Source organism: Acinetobacter chinensis (assembly GCF_002165375.2).
Taxonomy (GTDB): domain Bacteria; phylum Pseudomonadota; class Gammaproteobacteria; order Pseudomonadales; family Moraxellaceae; genus Acinetobacter; species Acinetobacter chinensis.
The window spans coordinates 3,020,571-3,039,166 of the sequence record NZ_CP032134.1; the positions used below are offsets into that span (position 1 = coordinate 3,020,571).

The window sequence follows — 18,596 nt, forward strand, 5'->3', positions numbered from 1 at the left end:
AAATTTTTCCATAAAAAAAGCACCTGAAATCAGGCGCTTTTTTCAATAATGTCAGACTTGAACAGAAACTTATTCATCATCCATCATTGAAGGGCTCATACCAACCGTATTAAAGCCAGCATCAACATACAGGATTTCACCGGTAATACCGTTTGCCCACGGCGAGCAAAGGAACAGTGCGGCATTACCCACATCTTCAATGGTGACATTACGTTTCAGTGGTGCAATTTTCTCATTGGCATCCAGCATTTTACGGAATGATTTAATGCCTGACGCAGCCAGTGTACGGATCGGACCTGCTGAAATCGCATTGACACGGATACCTTCTGCACCCAGACTGGATGCCAGATAACGGACACCCGCTTCAAGCGATGCTTTTGCCATACCCATTACGTTATAGTTTGGCATTACATATTCAGAACCCTGATAGGTCAGTGTCAGCAGACAACCCTGACGGGCAGCCAGTAAAGGCTTGGCAGCACGTGCCATTGCAATAAAGCTGTATGCGCTGATGTCATGTGCCACTTTGAAACCGTCACGGTCAGTCACGTCAGTGAAGTCACCATCCAGTGTATGCGCAGGTGCAAAACCAATTGAATGCACCACGCCATCCAGACCATCCCAGTGTTTTGCCAGTTCTGCAAATGCACTGTCAATCTCGGCATCTACCGCAACGTCACAAGGAAAGACAAGCTCAGAACCAAATTGCGCTGCAAATTCATCCACACGCTTTTTCAGTTTTTCATTCGGATAAGTAAAAGCCAGTTCAGCACCTTCACGATGTAATGCCTGTGCAATACCAAAAGCAATGGATAATTTACTTGCAATACCCGCAATCAGAAAACGCTTACCTGCCAGTAGTCCTTGTGCCATGTGAATCTCACTTAAAGTAATTTGACGACAATAATGCCCTGTCTCAGGTATTTAAGAAATTGCATAATGCGACTTTTTTTAAATCCTGCTGAGATAAACAAAAAAATCGCCCTTTCAAAGAGCGATCAGTCATTCAGTTTAAAATTTAAGGGAGATCAGTCGTCACCCTGTAACATGCTCAGCAGGCGCATGAATGAATAATACATCCACACCAGCGTCGCCAGCATTGCAATACCGCACAACCATTCATAAGCCTTAGGTGCGTACTGAGATGCCCCAGTTTCAATCAGATCAAAATCCAGAATCAGGTTCAAAGATGCAATCACCGCTACAAATGCTGCAAAGCCAATACCCAGCAGGTTGGTTTCAAACAGATAAGGAATACTCGAACCGAATGCCAAGCGCATGACCATCTGCACCACGAACACCAGTGCAATCGCAATACTGGCAGACATGACCACTGCTTTGAATTTCTCTGTGGCACGGATAATCTGAAAACGGTACAGACCAAACATCACCAGTGTCGTCACAAAGGTCGCAAGTAATGCCTGAAGCGGTACACCAGGAAAACGCAGCTGGAAAATGACCGAAACACCGCCCAGAAATGCACCTTCAAAAAAAGCATAAGGGATTGCCAGTACAGGCGCTGTATTCGGTTTGAATGTCGTGATCAGTGCCAGAATGAAACCACCGATACCACCGACCAGTGCAGCCGCATAAGCCATAGAAACATTCTGTGTCATAAAGCTGTAGAGAAACACGCCCAGACCCAGCACAGCAGCAATGACGGTCAACAGCACAGATTTCTGAATTGCACCACGGACGGTCATCGGCTGACTGAAGTCAGTTGTGGCTTCCACACGGGTTAAAATCGGGTTATTACTTTGCATAACGCTCTCATTTTTATAATTTAAAAACAGGGAAAGGGAAACACTTACTCAATACAATGTCAGACTAAGGTTTAATTTCAAAGATACTCTGTACTATAACTGAAAAAAAATTCATCACAAATTTTCCGTGAACTATAACGCATTTTCAGTTTGCAGGCATTGTTTTAAATTATTAACTTTCATGTGTTTAAAAAGTAAAAAGAGGCTTTCGCCTCTTTTTATCTGCATCAGTCTTTATTCATAATAAAGAAATATTCACGGTAGTATTTCAGTTCCGCAATCGAGTCACGGATGTCATCCATTGCCAGATGCGAAGCATTCTTTTTCAGACCACCCATGATTTCTGGACGCCAGCGTTTTGCCAGTTCTTTCACCGAAGAAACATCCAGATTACGGTAATGGAAGAACTGTTCCAGTTCCGGCATCAGGCGGTGCATAAAACGACGATCCTGACAGATGGAGTTACCACACATCGGTGATGATTTTGGGCTGACCCATTTTTTCAGGAACTCAAGTGTCTGCTGTTCTGCATCCTGAGCAGTCAGTTTACTGCGACGTACACGTTCAATCAGTCCTGACTGACCATGCTGACGGGTATTCCATTCATCCATTGCATTCAGGATCAGATCGGACTGATGCACCGCAAGAACAGGACCTTCCGCAAGAATATTCAGATTATCATCCGTAACAATCGTTGCAATTTCAATGATCCGGTCGTTGTCAGTATCAAGACCTGTCATTTCAAGGTCAATCCAGATCAGGCGGGTATCAGGTGTGCTGCTCATAAATGTGCAATCTTATTAGGCTGTAAAACATCAATAGTAGCAAATTAATTGCTTTCTGGCTGTAACTGATACCCTGCTTCATGCTATTTTTGCCTACCTGAGTTCACGGTTTTAGGAAATGAATGGCTTTAATCCGCAAGCGTCGACTGACTGAACAGCAGCAGCGCCGCATTCATAAGCAACACAAGACACGTCAGGAAGAAGCAGATACTTCCAGTGACCTTGAAGGTCTGATTGTCCAGCATTATGGACGACAGCTTGAAGTACAGGCACTTTCTGTACCTGAGGTGCATCCTGAAAAACCGACCGTTGCTGAAGGCGAACCTGAGCCTGCCTGGAAAGCCATCGAACTGGGCAGCGTGTGGCGATGTCACACCCGTACCAACCTTGAACTGCTGGTCACAGGTGACCGTGTAAAATGGCAGGCTGATCCGAACACAGGACTTGGAATCATTACTGCGATTCAACCCCGTACATCACTGCTGACCCGACCTGACCGTTATCATAAAGTCAAACCTGTGGCTGCCAACATCAGTCTGATTGTAATTGTATTTGCAGCACTGCCTGAACCTGCACCCGGTCTGATTGACCGTTATCTGGTTGCCTGTGCAGAGGCGGATATTGCTGCCCTACTTGTACTGAACAAAACTGACCTGCTTCAGGAAAATGATCCGGTTCTGGATCTGATTCAGGAGTATCAGAACCTTGGCTATGAAGTCATGCAGACTCATTCCATGGGAGATCTGACGGAGCTTCAGCAGCGTCTGGATGGTGAAACAGTTGCTTTTGTTGGGCAGTCAGGCGTCGGAAAAAGTTCTCTGATCAATGCCATCGTGCCGGATGCAGCTCAGAAAACCAATATTATTTCTGAGAACTCCGCACTGGGTCAGCACACGACCACATCCACCCGTTTGATCCGTTTTGGCGAAAACGGCGCACTGATTGATTCACCGGGAATCCGTGAATTTGGTCTGTGGCATCTGGATGCTGAAAAAGTTCAGCGTGGCTTTCCTGAAATTGAAAACCGGCTCGGCTACTGTCAGTTCCGCAACTGCACCCATAAGCATGAAAAGCAATGTGCTTTACGTCAGGCTGTGCAGGATGGCGAAATTTTAGCCCGTCGGCTGGACAGTTTTTTACGCTTAACCGATGAAATTGTTGAAGCTCAGCAAAAAAATTAGGTTTTATTCATTCCCAGCCCTTGAAGCGGTGATTTTGATCGCCATATTTATGAGCTATACTCTTGGCAATTTTAAATTGTAGTTAGGTGACTTGTGGAACGCTGGTTCGAATTTATGGGGAATCACCCCTTCCTGTTTGGAACACTCGCGGTTCTGATTGTTCTGTTTTTCGTTCTTGAAGGACAGCGTAACGGTCGTAAAATTTCAGCACAATCACTGGGTATTTTAGTCAAAGCAAAAAATGCCATGCTGATTGATCTGCGTGATGCCAAGGATTTTCGTGAAGGTCACATCAGTGGCAGCCGCAATATTCCGTACAGCCAGCTGACCAAACATCTTGAAGAGTTAAAAGCAACAGACCGTCCGCTGGTCTTTATCTGTAATCTGGGTCAGATTGCCGGTACTGCATTACAGCAGGTGGGTCATGCAGATGCTTACCGTCTTGACGGTGGTGTCAACAACTGGAAAGCTCAGGGCTTACCACTGGTTAAAAGCAAATAATTTCGCTTAAGGAGATTTAAAATGGCTGAAGTCACTATTTATTCAACTTCTGTATGTCCATATTGCGTCCGCGCAAAACAGCTTCTTGAGCGTAAAGGTGTGGTATATAAAGAAATCAATTTATCCAATGAAGAACCTGAAGTCCGTATGGAGTTAATGCAGCGCACTAAACACCGTACAGTTCCTCAGATTTTCATTAACGAACAGTTCATCGGTGGGTTTGACCAGCTGTATGCACTGGAACGTGAAGGTAAACTTGACGAATTACTGGCATAAACATCAGATGATTATGTCTTCATAATTAAGGATTAAAGAATGAGTGAAGAACAACAGGTTCAGCCACAACTGGCATTAGAACGTATTTATACAAAAGATATTTCATTTGAGGTTCCTGGGGCACAGGTATTCACGAAGGAATGGCAACCAGAGTTAAATATCAATCTTTCATCTTCGGCTGAAAAAATTGATCCGACTCACTTTGAAGTGGCTTTAAAAGTTGTGGTACAGGCAAACAATGCTGGTGAGACTGCTTTTATTGTTGACGTGACTCAGTCTGGTATTTTCCTGGTGGATGGTGTTGAAGAAGAACGTCTTCCGTACATCTTAGGTGCATACTGCCCGAACATTCTTTTCCCGTTCCTGCGTGAAGCTGTGAATGACATGGTTACCAAAGGCAGCTTCCCTCAGTTACTTCTGACTCCAATCAACTTTGATGCAGAGTTTGAAGCGAACCTTGAGCGTGCTCAGAGCGCTGCTGCTGAAGGTCAGGCTTAAGTTTCAGTCTGAACTCAGAAAAAAAGACCGCTTTATGCGGTCTTTTTTATTGCCCGTTTTCAGTCATTATTCTGAACGTCAGGTTAATGCGTGCGGTTTCGATTTTCTTTGCAGGTGGAAGCCTGTGCAACCAATGAGTCTGCGTATTTTCTTTCATCACCAGTAAACTGCCATGCTCAAGTATCACATCCACTTTTTCTTTGCTCTGTTTATGCTTAAAGCAGAATTTCCGCACGGCGCCAAAGCTGACTGACGCAATTGCTCCCCCTTTTTTCAGTTCAGTCTCACCATCACTGTGCCATGCCATTCCTTCATTGCCCGAATGGTACAGATTCAGCAGGCAGGAATTAAAATGCTCCCCTGTCAGCTGCTCCACCACCGTTTTAATTTCAAGTAGTTCGGCTGTCCACGGCAGCGCATGTTTCGTTGTTCTGGAGTACGTATAGGAAAATGGTCGCTCTGCGTACCACGCAACTTTTCTTTGGGTATAAATGGTTTTACCAAAAATAATGGCTTTGTCCTGTTTCCAGTCAATATTACTTAGCAGCTTTTCAAAAAAGAGACTGGCTGCCTGCTCATCAAAAACTTTACCGTAGTACTCCACACAGCCATCATAAGGCAGTAAGTTCTTCAGTGGCTGAGAATCATTGTCCTTCTGAGTGAACATGTGCTCCCTCCCAGCCAATCATTGCCGTTTTACGGACACTTCCCCAATGATAGTCACCGAGTATTCCTGTTGCCTGAATCACCCTGTGACAAGGGATTAAAAAAGCCACGGGATTTGAACCAACAGCTGTTCCAACAGCACGGGATGCTTTTGGCTTTCCTGTTCGGGCAGCAATTTCACCATAGCTGCTCAGTTGCCCCATTGGAATTTTCAACAGGCATTCCCAGACTTTTAACTGGAAATCTGTCCCTTTCAGATGCAGTTTGATCTGTGAAAACTCAGTCTGTTCTGACTGAAACATCGCAAGTGCATGCTGCTGAAAACTGTCCTGCTGCTCTACAAAAGTTGCTTCAGGAAATTTTGCCCGCAAGCCGTCCAGTGCCTTCATATCATTACTGGTCAACAGATCAGTGAATGACATATGACAGATCCCTTTGCCTGTGGACGCAATCAGTACGCAACCAAAAGGGGTATCAGCAAACTGATAATGAATATTCAGACTTTTCCCGCCACTTTTATATTCAGCAGGTGTCATACCTTCAATCTGAATAAACAGGTCATGCAGGCGGCTGGGGCTGGACAGACCTGTGGCATAAGCACTCTCGAGCACAGAGTTTTGCTGTAACTGCTGTTTTGCATAATTCAGGCTGATGTACTGTAAAAATTTCTTGGGACTGGTTCCTGCCCATTCAGTAAATAACCGCTGAAAATGCGCAGGACTCAGATGCAGATGGGCAGCAACCTCATCCAGACTGGGCTGAGTTTTAAAATTATGCTGAATAAATTCTATTGCACTGGCAATCCGTTCAAACTGTCTTTGCTGCTGCACATTCTTCTCCAGTGTCCTGACAGATATGGATTCATGAAAATCCTAAGCTCACTGTATCAGTCTGCTCCAGTCTGCAAAATCCAGATCATGCGCAGTTTTCTCTGCCATCCCATCAGACATTAATAAAAAACCGCATGATGATCACGCGGTTTAGATTTCAGACTCCAGCTTCAGTGATGGTGATACACCGAGTGTCCTGCATCACGTATGGTTTTCAGTTTCTGACCCTCAATTTTTGCCTGTGCCAGCTGACCGGCTTTCAGCAATGCACTGGCCTTATCAATCTGTCCAATCAGCTGATCATACAGAGCATCTGATGTCAGTGCTTTACGGTCTGCTGTTTTTAATTTGACCTTTTTTGCATCCAGAGCAGCCGTTTTCATACTGTCCAGTGCTTTCTGTGCATCTTTGGTATTTTCAGCTTTATTAAATGCCTTATAGTTTTTAGCCAGTGTCTCCATATTATGCTCAAGTGTTTCTGCAAAACTCAGACTGCTGACCAGCAAGGCAGATGAAAACAGGAGTGTGGCTAAAGTTTTTTTAATCATGAGCAATTCCTTTGATTGTTCTGTAAAACTGTGGCTGCGTTATTGTGAAATGTATGATGCAGATGATCCTGTGCATCCCTGAACTGTATTTATGATGACATTCCAGTCAAAGATCAACATAGTGGATGACACATAAAAAATGCAACGGATTCGTTGCATTTTTTGTTTTCTGAATGGAAAAAAGATTTAGACAGGATCTATTTCATTGTGCAAGGCATCATGAACAGCCTCCACCAGCTGCTGAGCAATTTCCTGCTTGGATGCTTTTTCCAGATCACGTTTTTCCATCTGATACTGTTCTGCAAAAAATACTGTCATGGCATTTTCATCAGAAGCAAAACCGATATCCTTACGTGAAACATCATTGCAGGCAATCATATCGAGCTTCTTGGCCACCAGTTTCCCCGCTGCATATTCTTCTACATTACGGGTTTCTGCGGCAAAGCCCACCATAAATGGACGTTTGCTCTGCTGAGCAATGGTTGCCACAATATCCGGATTTTTCACCAGTGCGACATTCAGTTCATCACCTGCTTTTTTAATTTTATGCTCTGCAACTTCAGCAACCCGATAGTCTGCCACGGCGGCAGTTGCAATAAAGATGTCGCAGCCTTCTTCCAGCTGATGCAGACTTTCATCAAGCATTTTCATTGCCGATGAAACGTTGATACGACGGACACCGTTTGGTGTATCCAGACTGACCGGACCTGCCAGCAAAGTCACTTTTGCCCCAGCGGCATAACAGGCAGCGGCAATTGCAAAGCCCATTTTTCCGGTACTGTGATTGGAAATATAACGCACAGGGTCAATCGCTTCACGGGTAGGACCTGCCGTAATCGTGACTTTTTTCCCTGCCAGCAGACCAAACTTTTCTGCCAGGGCACGCTGTGCCTTGTGGAAATAATCTTTGACCTGCTCTGCAATTTCCTCAGGTTCCGGCATACGTCCCAGTCCAACATCACCACATGCCTGAGCTCCTGCCGCAGGCATGATGACATGTACGCCATCTTCCACCAGGGTATTTAAATTACGCTGTGTGGCTTTGGCTGCCCACATCTGCTGATTCATGGCAGGTGCAACCCAGACAGGTGCTTTGGTTGCCAGATATAAAGTACTCAACAGGTCATCTGCCAGACCGGCAGCAAATTTAGCAAGGCTGTCACAGCTGGCAGGTGCCACCAGAATCAGGTCTGCCCAGCGTGCAAGCTCAATATGCCCCATGCCCGCTTCTGCTTCAGTGTCGAGTAATTCGGTATGTACAGGATTGCCTGAAAGAGCCTGAAAAGTCAGTGGAGTAATAAAAGCCTGTGCGCCTTTGGTCATGACCACACGGACATTAAAGCCGTAATCCTTTAAACGGCGGACTAAAATGGCACTTTTATAGGCGGCAATACCACCTGTAACCGCAAGAATAATATTTTTATTTGCAAATACACTGAGATCGAAACTCACGATCAGGCTACCTTTCTGTTGCAGTGGCGCTCACAATATCATTAAATATACCCATTCCCAAGTCACATACTCGGGTAATTCACACCTATTTCATAATAAAAAAGTCTAAAAACAATGAATTTTTCAATAAAACACTGGCCTGAACAGGAACGTCCCCGTGAGCGTCTGATTCAGCAAGGGGCAGACAGTCTGTCTGATGCAGAACTGCTGGCAATTTTTCTTCGTTCAGGCTCAAGACAGCATTCAGCAGTTGAACTTGCCCGTATGCTGCTTCAGCATTTTGGCAGTCTGAGTCGTGTACTGAATGCCTCGCTAGAGGATCTGTGCAGATTTCATGGCATGGGGCTGTCCAAATATTCTCAGCTGATTGCCGTCCGTGAACTTGGACGACGCTATACAGCCCAGCATTTATTTCAGCAAAAAATTGAAATTACCAGTTCCACTGTACTCAAAGACTTTCTACGATTTGAACTGCTCGGAGAAACACAGGAGGTCTTTGCTGTACTGTGCCTTGATGCTGAACTGCGTAAAATCAGTTTTAAAAAGCTCTTTTACGGCTCACTGAATTCCTGTGAAATTTCCATCAATCAGTTACTCAGACACACCATTCAGCAGCATGCCAGCTCCATTGTGATTGCCCATAATCATCCCTTTGGTAAAGCACAGCCTTCACAGGCAGATATGACACTGACCCTGCAAATTCAGCAGGCACTCCACCTGGCCGAAATCCAGTTACTCGATCACTGTATTATCACCCAGGACGGTTTCTTTTCATTTGCAGAAAACGACTGCATGAAACTGGCATGATTCGGGTTGCGAACCCTTGACAAAAGCAAGGCAAGCCATGAAGATCAACACAAAACCGAAAGACATAAAAAATCATGATTGTGCGTGACCAACCCAGTGTTTTCAGGCTGCTTTTCTCATGGCGTGGAACGATCCTGCCTAAGGTATTGCCACCATTAGGGGTTGTTATGCTGCTCTCCACCATTATTGGTGGCTTATCTTATATTGACTACTTTCATTTTACAGAAATGCCCCTGGTCGGCTTCACCCTGATCGGTGTTGTACTGTCCATTTTCCTCGGTTTTAAAAATACTGCCTGTTATGACCGCTGGTGGGAAGCCCGCAAACTGTGGGGCATGCTCATTGCCAATGCACGCCATTTCGACCGTGACTGCCGTATGCTGAGTCAGGGGCGACGTGAGCGGGTCATTCAGCATGTGATTGCGTTTGCCAACGTCCTGCGTGACCGATTAAGACACCAGACTGCCAATCCCACTGCCCTGGTGGAAACCAGCGGTATGAGTCAGCAGGCTGTCACTCAGCTGTACCAGCATGCAAATGCACCGCAATATACGCTCAGCCTGATTCAGTGGGAGCTGATGCAGGCGATGAAAGAAGGTGAAATTTCCGATATTATTTATACACAGATGAACGATCATGTGACGGAACTGAGCCTGGTACAGACCGGTTGTGACCGCATAGCAACCACACCTTTACCTTTTGCCTACTCGGTCCTGCTGAACCGTACTGTTTATTTCTTCTGCTTTATGCTGCCGTTCAGTCTGGGTTCCACTCTTGGGCTTGCAACACCTCTACTGGTGGGTATCCTGGCTTATACTTTTCTTGGGTTGGATGCTTTAAGCTCTGAAATTGAAGAACCTTTTGGAACTCAGAGCAATGATTTACCGCTTGATTCCATGGTCAGAACCATTGAAATTGAACTGCTGGGAACTTTAGGTAAACCGACACCGCCACCCATTCAGGCGCAGGATCATAATCTGCTGTAATTCATTTTCACAGACCTTCACTGCGAAGAAGGTCTGGATTGAAACCTAAATCAATTATTTAAAAGATTCCCAGATACCGATCTGCCCTTCTTTTACTCGTGGAATATTTCCAAGTTTAATCCAGGGCATGTGATCGCCATGATAGTCACTGCCAACCGATACTTTCAGACTGAACTGCGCAATCATCCGGTCAACCATCTGTCGGGTCGAAGCTGGTTCAATATTCGGTGGAAGTTCAACAGCATCGCCACCATATCCTGCAAATATTTCAATCAGATAACGGATATTGGTTGCAGATAAATCATATTTGGTCGGATGTGCCAGCACAGCAAATCCACCACTTTCATGAATCACCCGAACAGTTTCTTCCAGTCCCAGTCCATCAAATCTGACGTAGGCTTTTTTGCCTTCCTTGATATATTTGTCAAAAGCCTGCTGTACTCTACTGACTATGCCTTTTTCCACCAGTGTTTTTGCAATATGCGTCCGCGTGACACGATCTGGAACATGGTCTACTTTGCTCAGCACATCTTCATAAATATCCTGCCCGATCAGCGGAACCAACAGATCACAGATCTGACGTGCACGGCTTGCCCTGATCTGTTTCTGCTGCTCAAGTACACGCTGTAAAGGTTCAGGATTCTGCATGTTTAATGCAACAATATGTACGCCATAACTTTTTTTCGTGGAGGGTCTGGACCACTGACTGGAAATTTCCACACCTGAAACAATGGTCATGCCTACAGTCTGAGCCGCGGCTCCCGCTGCATCCAGCCCATCCATTGTATCATGATCCGTCAGTGCAAGCGTATGCACACCACGCTCATGGGCAGCCTGCACCAGCTGTGCCGGTGACAAAGTTCCATCAGAAATATTGCTGTGTGTATGTAAATCCAGTCCTTCCATCACTTATACTATGTCGTTTAGCCGAGCAGATTCAGATACTCTAACATGAAAGCACTTTTAGACTTTGTGCCAATTCTTATTTTCTATTACTTATTAAAAACAGTAGATCCTAAAGACAGCCATCATCCATTACTTGAGTTAATCGGCTACACAGGCGGCATCAATAATAATGAAATTCTGGTGGCAACTCTTGGACTGATTCTGTCCATGATGGTGATCTACGGCGGTCTGTTCATTTATCAGAAATTCAGACTGGAAAAACAGCAGCTGATCATTCTTGTAATCACGATTGTGCTGGGCGGTGTCACGCTGGCTCTGCGGGATGCGACCTACATTAAATTAAAAGCAGTTCTGCTGAATCTGGCATTCTCAGGGGTATTTCTGCTTTCTCCATATTTTGGGACAGATAAAAAGCCACTCATTCAGCGTCTGTTTGATCCTGTATTTAATTTCACCCCTAAAGGCTGGATGAATCTGAATTTTGCATGGGCTGCGATGTTTATTGTGATGTCACTGTTGCATGCTTTTTTTGCATTCTTTTTCATGGGCGGCAAATACTGGGGCGAATTTACCGCATTCGGCGACATGATTGTGATGATTTCCTTTATCATTATCCAGTTTATTGTATTGCGTAAACACTTTAAATCATCTGAAGAGTAAAATTCAGTATTTGAATTTCCGGAAAAAATTATGCCATTATTCGTATTAACCTGTACTGATATTGAAGGTACAGTGGAAAAACGCCTGGAAACACGTCCACAGCATATTGAACGTCTACAGCAGCTGGACAATGAAGGTCGTCTGATTGTTGCAGGTGCCATGCCTAAAGAACCTGGGAATCCTCAGGCAGGTTTCTATGGCAGTACCATGATTGTTGACTTTGAAAGCCGTGAAGCACTGGATGCATGGTTACAGGAAGAACCCTTTCTGAAAGAAGGTGTTTATGGTCATATTGACGTAAAACCGTTCAACAAAGCCTTCCCTAAAGGATAAAAAAATGCGTGTCGTTGTTACTGGTCTACTGGGTCTGTCACTCGTATGTTCCACTGCATGGGCTGTAGAAACAGCACCAGCGCCTGCTGCAGCTCCGGCAACGACCGCAACTGCAGCTGTTCAGAATGCTGCCAGTAAACCAGGCATTCTGTCAGCGGCTGCTTCGTCAACTGCAGCATCTGCATCTGCTCAGGGACAGACACCTGAAAGCAAAGCACTGACGGCTGAACAGATTGCAAAAAATAAAGTACTCCAGGAAGCAAGCGTCAAAGCACTGGTCAAAGACCAGGCCACCCGCCTGCAACAGCTGGAAAAAGCCAATCTGGATGCCCTGGCACAGAATCAGGAACTTCAGCTGAAAAATGACAACCTGGGTGTTCAGGTTCAGGTTTTACAGAGTGAACGCAGTGCACAGATGTTCCTGTATGGTGCTGCAACGATTGCTGTCGGTGTATTTCTTGGATTCCTGATCGCAAGTTATGTCTATACCAAACGACGCCGTCAGTGGTAATAATCTCTGATTCTCTCTCTTAAATAAGGTTACTGTCTTGTCTGAAGCCATTCAAACTGCCAGCCTGGACTGGCAGTGTGTTGATGGAATTGAAATTCCTGTTTCCCGCCAGTTTGGTGATGTTTATTTTTCCAAAGACAATGGTCTGCTTGAAACCCGACATGTCTTTCTCAATGGAAATGATCTGACTGAGCGTCTATCTGCATTACAGAGCCATCAGTATTTCTGTGTCGGTGAAACTGGCTTTGGTACAGGGCTGAATATTCTGGCTTTATGGCAGTTGTGGCAGGAATGCAAACCTGACAATCACAGTCATCTTCATGCTGTATCTGTTGAAAAATTTCCTCTGTCAAAATCCGATCTGATCCGTGCGCTGAATGCCTGGCCGGAACTGAAACCTTTGGCGGAACTTCTAATTGAGCAATACCCGCTTCCTGTGGCTGGCTGTCATCGCCTGAATTTTCCTGAGCACCGCTTTTCACTGGATCTCTGGCTGGGCGATGCACATGATGTATTTCCACAGATGCCAAAGACCTCCACAGTCAATGCCTGGTTCCTTGATGGTTTTGCACCGTCATGCAATCCGGACATGTGGGAAGAAAATGTCCTGAATCATATTGTCCGCCTGTCTGACACAGGTACGACTTTTTCATCTTTCAGTGTGGCGGGTGTGTTAAAACGAGGCTTACGCAGTCACGGCATTATAGTGACCCGTCCCCGTGGTTTTGGTCATAAGCGGGAAATGCTTAAAGCCGTCTGGCTGGAAGCCGAAACAGAAGCTGATACGATGACTCCAGCAGAGCATTCTGACAATACCGCTCAAAAAAAAACGGCAACTGACGGGCACTCGCTATCCAGACCTCGTCAAATTGCCATTATAGGCGCAGGAATAGCCGGTTTAAGCTGTGCATGGTCACTCGCACAGCGTGGACATCAGGTGAGTCTCTACGATAGAACTGCACCTCTTACAGGCGCATCTGGTAATCCACTGGCTCTGCTGAATCCCAAACTGGGAAGTATTGCCATGAGTGACTACCATCTCATGACCGTCACCTGGCAGTATGCACTGAGACATTACCGTCAGTTCAGTGCGTTCCGCCCACTTGTAGTCCATCAGATTGCGCTGAAAAAAGCAGAAGAAAGCCTCGCACTCGCAGATGATTATCCTGAGAACCTACTCCAGAAACAGCCCTGTGATCTGAAAACAGAATATCCATCGATTCTGCTGACTCAGGCAGGTGCGGTATCACCACATTTACTCTGTGAAGAAATACTGCAACATCCACTGATTGATTTTTACCAGGCAGATATTCAGTCCGTCGAATTTCTGAATGAAAAAGTACAGTTGAAGATGGCAGAGTCTGCTGAAACAGTGGTTTTTGATCATGCCGTCATCTGCGCTGCAAAACAGAGTTCAACTTTTTTTGAGCTTTATCCTGTACTCAGACCCATACGGGGGCAGGTCAGCTGGCTGGACAATGCAGGTTCTGCACTGAGTAAAGCACAGGCTTACAGTTACGGTGGGTACTGTATGCAGTTAAATGATCAGCAACTGATCCTGGGTGCATCATTTTTACCAGGTCGTGAAGATATCGATGTGCTGGAAGATGATCATGTGCATAACCTTGAACTTATCCACAATGTCTTTCCTCAATATGCAGAATCATTAGCACCTGTGTCCGAATGGCAAGGTCGTGCAAGTATCCGTGCGCAGACACCTGACTTTTTCCCTGTCTTAGGCAGACTGGATGAAAACTCAGAAATTTATACTTATGCAGGTCTGGGTTCAAAAGGTTTTTTATATTCACCTTTATGCGGTGAAATTATGGCAGCACTGATATTAAAAGAAGCCTGCCCTGTTCCTGAAAAGCTGTTGAAGCAGTTAAATCCTTTACGCTTCCGCAGCAGCCGTAAAGTACCTAAAAAGCACCATGCCACTGGCGAAAACTGATTTTCTTCATGTTGTCACTGAAATGCTGTCCATAAAAAAGCGCCTTTCGGCGCTTTTTTTCAGTGATCTGATTCCAGTGATAAGCCTGCATCACGTGCTGCACGTGTGCCTCCCATCAGAACGATATAATCACGTGAACTGTCAAAACCCTCAAGTTTTTCAGCTGCACGTGGAGCTTTACTACCGCCGCCACATAAAATGTAAATAGGCTGATCCGAATTCACTTGAGTTAAGCTATCCGCAGTTAAACCATCAATCGGCTGGTTCACAGCTCCTTTTAAATGGCTTTCAGCAAACGCTTTATTGTCACGGACATCCCAGATGACTGCATTTTCTGGGAACTCAAATGTTGTAATTTCGATTTTACGGATCATTGCGCACTCCTTTGATGTAAACAACACTTGGCAAATGAAGAAAACATCCCTAGCATCTCAGATATTCTTTCCCTTTGTAAAGGTCTAAACCATGCCTTCTTTTGATATTGTCTCCGAATTGGAAGTTTTTGAAGTAAATCATGCAGTTCAAAACACCCAAAAAGAAATTGCAACCCGTTTTGATTTCCGCGGACAGGATGTTTCCATTGAACTGAATGAAAAATCCAAGGAAATTAAAATCAGTACTGAAAGTGATTTCCAGTGTGAGCAGGTCTACTCCATGCTTGAAAGTCACTTCTTTAAACGTAAAGTGGATATCCAGGCACTTGATCCACAGAAAATGACGGCTTCAGGTAAAAATGTTGTTCAGGTCATCAAACTTAAAGATGGACTTGACTCAGATACCGCGAAAAAAATTAATAAAGCCATTAAAGAAAGTGGCATCAAAGTGCAATCTTCCATTCAGGGTGACAAAATTCGTGTTACAGATAAAAAACGCGATACTTTGCAGCAGGTAATGGCATTTCTGAAAGAACAGCAGTTTGGTGTGCCTTTACAGTTCAATAATTTTAAAGACTAAGTTCCTGATGAACACATAGGTAACCACATGACTCAGACCAATCGTTTAGCAAAACTGGTAAAAGCAACATCCAGATTTCCCAAAGGTGTACGCAGTACATTATGGAGTAAAGCCTTTGGTCGGGTCGTGCCTATGGTCGGTACAGCCGGTATTAAATATATTGAAGTCAGCCACAACACCGTGATTGTGGAGCTGAAGAACCATCGTGGAATGCAGAACCATATCAATCAGCTGCATGCCATCGCCATGGCTTTACTTGCAGAAACAGCAACAGGTTTTGTAACAGGCATGAATGTACCTGATACATCCATTGTACTGATTAAAAGCATGAAAATTGATTACAAGCGCCCATCCAAAGGTGATATGCGTGCTGTAGCAACACTGACTGATGCACAGATTCAGGAAATGCAAAGCACAGATAAAGGCGAAACACTGGTTTCTGTTGTACTGACAGATGAATCAGGTCAGGAACCTGTACAGGCTGAAATGCTCTGGGCATGGGTATCTAAAAGCCGCCTGAAAAAGTAAACAGCCCTCAATATAACGATTCCATACACAAGACTGACCTTTCCTTACAGATCAGATGCTTTACTCCATTGCAGAATAGAGCCATCTTCCTTCAGGTCAGTTTTATGATGAACAAAAAAGTTTTACTGGCTGCATTTTTTGCAGCCCCACTTCTGCTGAGTGCATGTCATCAGCTACCCACCCGCACGGCTGAAACACAGAGCCATTCCACTGATCAGACTCAGTCTGCAATACAAAAAGCAGAACAGAATAAAAAAGCTGTCATCGATTTTTATGAAGGTGTTTTTATCAAACATCAGGTCAAAGAATATGCCGACCGCTATATTGGAAGTCAGTATATTCAGCATAATCCGCATGTCCCTGATGGTAAAAAACCTTTTGTGGACTATTTTATCGGGCATTTCAAAGAAAACCCTGAAGCAAAAAGCATCATCAAACGTGCCGTTGCTGAAGGAGATCTGGTTGTACTGCATGTACATTCCACACAGAATGCGCAGGATGCAGGCGTTGCCATTGTCGACATTTTCAGAGTTGAAAATGGAAAAATTATAGAACACTGGGATGTACAGCAGGCAGTTCCAGCACAGCCTGCAAACAGCAATACCATGTTCTGATTCTGATTTAAGAAATAAAAAAATCCCAGTCAAGGCTGGGATTTTTCAGATCAACTGATCTTATGCATTCTGTGATTCAGCATATTTCAGTTTTACTTCTTCAGGAATCTGACGTTTGTTGCCTGCAACATCCACTGCAACAAAGGTGAATACACCCGCAGTCACACGTTTAGCTTCCCGCGAACTGTCATGACTGTCCCAGACCTCAATCTGCATCTGAATTGAAGTATTTCCCACTTTCAGAATTTTTGTGTAGCAGCTGATCACATCGCCAACTTTAACTGGAACCAGGAAAGTCATCTGATTGATTGAAATTGTTGCACAGCGTCCTTTACTGAAGCGTTCTGCGTGAATCGCTCCTGCAAGGTCCATCTGTGACACAATCCATCCACCAAATACATCACCACTCCAGTTGGTATCCGCAGGCATTGCAATCGTTTGAAGGGATAAGGTTCCTTCAGGTTTTACATGAGCTTCTGACACATTCACTCCAGTCTTTCACATTATTTTGAGACATTCAGCTGCTGATCCAGCCATTGCTGTAGCTGTGGGGATCTAAGCGCACCGCTTATTCTAGCAACTTCCGTGGTTTTATTCATTAAGACCAGGGTAGGAATACTTCTGACATTGAATGCGCTGCTCAGGCGTGGATTGGCTTCTGTATCAATTTTGGCAAAAATCACATGCGGATTATGCTTTGCCACTTCAGCAAAATGGGGTGCCATCATTTTGCATGGACCACACCATTCTGCCCATAAATCAATCAGCACAGGTAAATCACTGTTACTGATAAAATTACTGAAATTCTGTTCATTCAGTTCAATCGGTGCCAGCGGAATCAGGGGCTGATGACACTGACCGCAGGCAGGACCTGATTCAATTTTATCTTCCGGTACTCTGTTTTTTGCACCGCAGGCAGGACAGACAATAATCATTCACCCACTCCAATATGTTCATGTAAGAAATCTAATTGGGTCGAAATTGCTTTTTCCAACCATTGTCCATGATAAATTTCAAAATGCTTCATATCCCATTCATGATACTGCACAAAGGGTGCAATATTGGTTGCCGTTTCACGACTGGACTCAATGGAAATCAGGCTGTCCTGACGAGCGGCAATAAACAGCACAGGAATACTGATTTTACGGACATCCTGAATCGGTCGGTAACGGATTAAATGAAAGAAAACCCGGGCAGGAATTTCCCCGCTCCAGTAAAAATCAGGATGGACAATGGACATATACCCCTGATAACTGTCCTGAGTCGGTATAAAACACAGCTCATTCCGGGCAACAACTGGAAGTTTTCTGGGGGACATACCGACTTTGGCGCCCATATAATCCTGACTTGAAACTTTTAAAGCTCTAGGCAACTGCTGAATCGGATACAGCTTTGCACTTTCAGCACCATCCACAAATGGAATCTGCGCGATCACCGCCTGAACATTCTTTAATTCAGAAGCCAGATCCAGTACATACCCACCGCTTAAGGATGTTCCCCATAGCACAATGCGCCTGTTATCAATGGACTTTCTTTCAGCCACATGAGCAATCATGGTCCGCCAGTCTTCGAGCTGTGCTTTTAAGGACACCAGTTCGCGTGGTCGTCCGGTACTCCCACCCCAGTAACGGTAATCAAACAGCACCACTGCATAACCTGCCTGGGCAAAACGCTTTGCATACTGAACCAGTCTGAACTGACGCAATGCAGCAAGACCATGCGCCATAATAATGACAGCAGGCTTTTTTACAGCAACCGGACGATAAAAATCGGCTGCTATCACTTCCTGTTCAGACTTCACATACAATGGTTCAACTGTATAAGAATGCATACGCGCTCCATTGCG

25 protein-coding genes are annotated in these 18,596 nt (G+C 44.9%); 13 read left to right on the forward strand and 12 right to left on the reverse strand.

What is annotated here, in order from left to right; translation table 11 throughout:
* Window positions 1-69: 69 nt before the first annotated feature.
* The 3 genes from CDG60_RS15265 to orn all read right to left on the reverse strand — a co-directional run bounded on the left by CDG60_RS15265 (window position 70) and on the right by orn (window position 2,548).
* Entirely contained in the window at window positions 70-873 is an 804-nt protein-coding gene (locus CDG60_RS15265; RefSeq protein WP_087513086.1) for an enoyl-ACP reductase FabI, read from the reverse strand.
* A gap of 155 nt (window positions 874-1,028) precedes the next feature.
* Window positions 1,029-1,763, reverse strand: a complete 735-nt coding sequence (locus CDG60_RS15270) for a Bax inhibitor-1/YccA family protein (RefSeq protein WP_087513087.1) — start codon at window positions 1,761-1,763, stop codon at window positions 1,029-1,031.
* A 227-nt stretch (window positions 1,764-1,990) separates the two neighbouring features.
* Entirely contained in the window at window positions 1,991-2,548 is a 558-nt protein-coding gene (gene orn / locus CDG60_RS15275) for an oligoribonuclease (protein ID WP_087513088.1), read from the reverse strand.
* A gap of 122 nt (window positions 2,549-2,670) precedes the next feature.
* On the opposite strand from orn, the gene rsgA reads away from it, so the two are divergent.
* From rsgA to secB, 4 genes are all read left to right on the forward strand, one after another.
* On the forward strand, window positions 2,671-3,729 hold the full coding sequence (gene rsgA / locus CDG60_RS15280) for a small ribosomal subunit biogenesis GTPase RsgA (RefSeq protein WP_087513089.1): 1,059 nt from the start codon (window positions 2,671-2,673) through the stop codon (window positions 3,727-3,729).
* A gap of 93 nt (window positions 3,730-3,822) precedes the next feature.
* Window positions 3,823-4,230, forward strand: coding sequence for a rhodanese-like domain-containing protein (locus CDG60_RS15285; protein ID WP_087513090.1), 408 nt, complete (start codon window positions 3,823-3,825; stop codon window positions 4,228-4,230).
* Window positions 4,231-4,251: 21 nt separating this feature from the next.
* Window positions 4,252-4,506 (forward strand): glutaredoxin 3, encoded by a 255-nt coding sequence (gene grxC, locus CDG60_RS15290; protein ID WP_087513091.1) that lies wholly within the window; start codon window positions 4,252-4,254, stop codon window positions 4,504-4,506.
* A 39-nt stretch (window positions 4,507-4,545) separates the two neighbouring features.
* Window positions 4,546-5,004, forward strand: a complete 459-nt coding sequence (gene secB / locus CDG60_RS15295) for a protein-export chaperone SecB (RefSeq protein WP_087513092.1) — start codon at window positions 4,546-4,548, stop codon at window positions 5,002-5,004.
* Between the two features lie 46 nt (window positions 5,005-5,050).
* On the opposite strand, the gene CDG60_RS15300 is transcribed toward secB, so the two are convergent.
* The 4 genes from CDG60_RS15300 to coaBC all read right to left on the reverse strand — a co-directional run bounded on the left by CDG60_RS15300 (window position 5,051) and on the right by coaBC (window position 8,500).
* Window positions 5,051-5,671, reverse strand: coding sequence for an alpha-ketoglutarate-dependent dioxygenase AlkB family protein (locus CDG60_RS15300; RefSeq protein ID WP_087513093.1), 621 nt, complete (start codon window positions 5,669-5,671; stop codon window positions 5,051-5,053).
* Window positions 5,649-6,500, reverse strand: a complete 852-nt coding sequence (locus tag CDG60_RS15305; RefSeq protein ID WP_087513094.1) for a methylated-DNA--[protein]-cysteine S-methyltransferase — start codon at window positions 6,498-6,500, stop codon at window positions 5,649-5,651. The genes CDG60_RS15300 and CDG60_RS15305 overlap by 23 nt, the downstream gene beginning before the upstream one ends.
* A 170-nt stretch (window positions 6,501-6,670) precedes the next feature.
* Window positions 6,671-7,048: a cytochrome b562 gene (locus tag CDG60_RS15310; RefSeq protein WP_087513095.1), complete on the reverse strand. Its 378-nt coding sequence runs from the start codon at window positions 7,046-7,048 to the stop codon at window positions 6,671-6,673.
* A 186-nt stretch (window positions 7,049-7,234) separates the two neighbouring features.
* Window positions 7,235-8,500 (reverse strand): bifunctional phosphopantothenoylcysteine decarboxylase/phosphopantothenate--cysteine ligase CoaBC, encoded by a 1,266-nt coding sequence (coaBC, locus tag CDG60_RS15315; RefSeq protein ID WP_087513096.1) that lies wholly within the window; start codon window positions 8,498-8,500, stop codon window positions 7,235-7,237.
* Window positions 8,501-8,614: 114 nt separating this feature from the next.
* Between coaBC and radC the strand changes: the two genes are divergently transcribed.
* Entirely contained in the window at window positions 8,615-9,307 is a 693-nt protein-coding gene (gene radC / locus CDG60_RS15320; protein ID WP_087513097.1) for a RadC family protein, read from the forward strand.
* Window positions 9,308-9,381: 74 nt separating this feature from the next.
* The gene (locus CDG60_RS15325) at window positions 9,382-10,293 is read left to right on the forward strand and encodes a bestrophin family protein (protein ID WP_087513098.1); all 912 of its coding nucleotides are present in this window, start codon (window positions 9,382-9,384) and stop codon (window positions 10,291-10,293) included.
* A 54-nt stretch (window positions 10,294-10,347) separates the two neighbouring features.
* Here the strand turns inward: CDG60_RS15325 and CDG60_RS15330 are convergent, their stop codons facing one another.
* Window positions 10,348-11,199 (reverse strand): PHP domain-containing protein, encoded by an 852-nt coding sequence (locus tag CDG60_RS15330; protein WP_087513099.1) that lies wholly within the window; start codon window positions 11,197-11,199, stop codon window positions 10,348-10,350.
* Between the two features lie 45 nt (window positions 11,200-11,244).
* On the opposite strand from CDG60_RS15330, the gene CDG60_RS15335 reads away from it, so the two are divergent.
* From CDG60_RS15335 to mnmC, 4 genes are read left to right on the forward strand one after another with little or no spacing between them, the layout of a single operon-like run.
* Entirely contained in the window at window positions 11,245-11,859 is a 615-nt protein-coding gene (locus CDG60_RS15335) for a septation protein IspZ (protein ID WP_087513100.1), read from the forward strand.
* Between the two features lie 30 nt (window positions 11,860-11,889).
* Window positions 11,890-12,192 (forward strand): YciI family protein, encoded by a 303-nt coding sequence (locus CDG60_RS15340; RefSeq protein ID WP_087513101.1) that lies wholly within the window; start codon window positions 11,890-11,892, stop codon window positions 12,190-12,192.
* 4 nt (window positions 12,193-12,196) lie between these two features.
* Entirely contained in the window at window positions 12,197-12,703 is a 507-nt protein-coding gene (locus CDG60_RS15345; RefSeq protein WP_087513102.1) for an SH3 domain-containing protein, read from the forward strand.
* 37 nt (window positions 12,704-12,740) lie between these two features.
* Window positions 12,741-14,654 (forward strand): bifunctional tRNA (5-methylaminomethyl-2-thiouridine)(34)-methyltransferase MnmC2/FAD-dependent 5-carboxymethylaminomethyl-2-thiouridine(34) oxidoreductase MnmC1, encoded by a 1,914-nt coding sequence (gene mnmC / locus CDG60_RS15350; protein WP_087513103.1) that lies wholly within the window; start codon window positions 12,741-12,743, stop codon window positions 14,652-14,654.
* Window positions 14,655-14,713: 59 nt separating this feature from the next.
* Here the strand turns inward: mnmC and CDG60_RS15355 are convergent, their stop codons facing one another.
* Window positions 14,714-15,028, reverse strand: coding sequence for a rhodanese-like domain-containing protein (locus CDG60_RS15355; protein ID WP_087513104.1), 315 nt, complete (start codon window positions 15,026-15,028; stop codon window positions 14,714-14,716).
* Between the two features lie 91 nt (window positions 15,029-15,119).
* On the opposite strand from CDG60_RS15355, the gene CDG60_RS15360 reads away from it, so the two are divergent.
* The 3 genes from CDG60_RS15360 to CDG60_RS15370 all read left to right on the forward strand — a co-directional run bounded on the left by CDG60_RS15360 (window position 15,120) and on the right by CDG60_RS15370 (window position 16,750).
* Entirely contained in the window at window positions 15,120-15,608 is a 489-nt protein-coding gene (locus CDG60_RS15360) for a YajQ family cyclic di-GMP-binding protein (RefSeq protein ID WP_087513105.1), read from the forward strand.
* Between the two features lie 27 nt (window positions 15,609-15,635).
* Window positions 15,636-16,136, forward strand: a complete 501-nt coding sequence (locus CDG60_RS15365; RefSeq protein ID WP_087513106.1) for a DUF4442 domain-containing protein — start codon at window positions 15,636-15,638, stop codon at window positions 16,134-16,136.
* A 107-nt stretch (window positions 16,137-16,243) separates the two neighbouring features.
* Window positions 16,244-16,750, forward strand: coding sequence for a nuclear transport factor 2 family protein (locus CDG60_RS15370; RefSeq protein ID WP_087513116.1), 507 nt, complete (start codon window positions 16,244-16,246; stop codon window positions 16,748-16,750).
* Between the two features lie 60 nt (window positions 16,751-16,810).
* On the opposite strand, the gene CDG60_RS15375 is transcribed toward CDG60_RS15370, so the two are convergent.
* Genes CDG60_RS15375 through CDG60_RS15385 form a run of 3 tightly spaced genes read right to left on the reverse strand, consistent with a single transcriptional unit; the run spans window position 16,811 to window position 18,581 of the window.
* A complete protein-coding gene (locus CDG60_RS15375; protein WP_087513107.1) occupies window positions 16,811-17,233 on the reverse strand; it encodes an acyl-CoA thioesterase in 423 nt (140 codons plus the stop codon).
* Between the two features lie 20 nt (window positions 17,234-17,253).
* Complete coding sequence (gene trxC / locus CDG60_RS15380; protein ID WP_087513108.1) at window positions 17,254-17,685, reverse strand: thioredoxin TrxC; 432 nt, start codon at window positions 17,683-17,685, stop codon at window positions 17,254-17,256.
* The gene (locus tag CDG60_RS15385; protein ID WP_087513109.1) at window positions 17,682-18,581 is read right to left on the reverse strand and encodes an alpha/beta hydrolase; all 900 of its coding nucleotides are present in this window, start codon (window positions 18,579-18,581) and stop codon (window positions 17,682-17,684) included. Before CDG60_RS15385 ends, trxC begins: the two co-directional genes overlap by 4 nt.
* Between the last annotated feature and the right edge of the window lie 15 nt (window positions 18,582-18,596).

Bases quoted from the DNA above. Each gene is read 5' to 3' on its own strand.
- CDG60_RS15340 (WP_087513101.1), top strand. From the start codon at position 11,890: ATGCCATTATTCGTATTAACCTGTACTGATATTGAAGGTACAGTGGAA.
- CDG60_RS15270 (WP_087513087.1), bottom strand. From the start codon at position 1,763: ATGCAAAGTAATAACCCGATTTTAACCCGTGTGGAAGCCACAACTGAC.
- CDG60_RS15310 (WP_087513095.1), bottom strand. From the start codon at position 7,048: ATGATTAAAAAAACTTTAGCCACACTCCTGTTTTCATCTGCCTTGCTG.
- grxC (WP_087513091.1), top strand. From the start codon at position 4,252: ATGGCTGAAGTCACTATTTATTCAACTTCTGTATGTCCATATTGCGTC.
- CDG60_RS15385 (WP_087513109.1), bottom strand. From the start codon at position 18,581: ATGCATTCTTATACAGTTGAACCATTGTATGTGAAGTCTGAACAGGAA.
- CDG60_RS15355 (WP_087513104.1), bottom strand. From the start codon at position 15,028: ATGATCCGTAAAATCGAAATTACAACATTTGAGTTCCCAGAAAATGCA.
- radC (WP_087513097.1), top strand. From the start codon at position 8,615: ATGAATTTTTCAATAAAACACTGGCCTGAACAGGAACGTCCCCGTGAG.
- orn (WP_087513088.1), bottom strand. From the start codon at position 2,548: ATGAGCAGCACACCTGATACCCGCCTGATCTGGATTGACCTTGAAATG.
- CDG60_RS15335 (WP_087513100.1), top strand. From the start codon at position 11,245: ATGAAAGCACTTTTAGACTTTGTGCCAATTCTTATTTTCTATTACTTA.
- CDG60_RS15325 (WP_087513098.1), top strand. From the start codon at position 9,382: ATGATTGTGCGTGACCAACCCAGTGTTTTCAGGCTGCTTTTCTCATGG.
- CDG60_RS15365 (WP_087513106.1), top strand. From the start codon at position 15,636: ATGACTCAGACCAATCGTTTAGCAAAACTGGTAAAAGCAACATCCAGA.
- CDG60_RS15330 (WP_087513099.1), bottom strand. From the start codon at position 11,199: ATGGAAGGACTGGATTTACATACACACAGCAATATTTCTGATGGAACT.
- CDG60_RS15345 (WP_087513102.1), top strand. From the start codon at position 12,197: ATGCGTGTCGTTGTTACTGGTCTACTGGGTCTGTCACTCGTATGTTCC.
- rsgA (WP_087513089.1), top strand. From the start codon at position 2,671: ATGGCTTTAATCCGCAAGCGTCGACTGACTGAACAGCAGCAGCGCCGC.
- CDG60_RS15370 (WP_087513116.1), top strand. From the start codon at position 16,244: ATGAACAAAAAAGTTTTACTGGCTGCATTTTTTGCAGCCCCACTTCTG.
- secB (WP_087513092.1), top strand. From the start codon at position 4,546: ATGAGTGAAGAACAACAGGTTCAGCCACAACTGGCATTAGAACGTATT.
- CDG60_RS15300 (WP_087513093.1), bottom strand. From the start codon at position 5,671: ATGTTCACTCAGAAGGACAATGATTCTCAGCCACTGAAGAACTTACTG.
- CDG60_RS15360 (WP_087513105.1), top strand. From the start codon at position 15,120: ATGCCTTCTTTTGATATTGTCTCCGAATTGGAAGTTTTTGAAGTAAAT.
- CDG60_RS15265 (WP_087513086.1), bottom strand. From the start codon at position 873: ATGGCACAAGGACTACTGGCAGGTAAGCGTTTTCTGATTGCGGGTATT.
- trxC (WP_087513108.1), bottom strand. From the start codon at position 17,685: ATGATTATTGTCTGTCCTGCCTGCGGTGCAAAAAACAGAGTACCGGAA.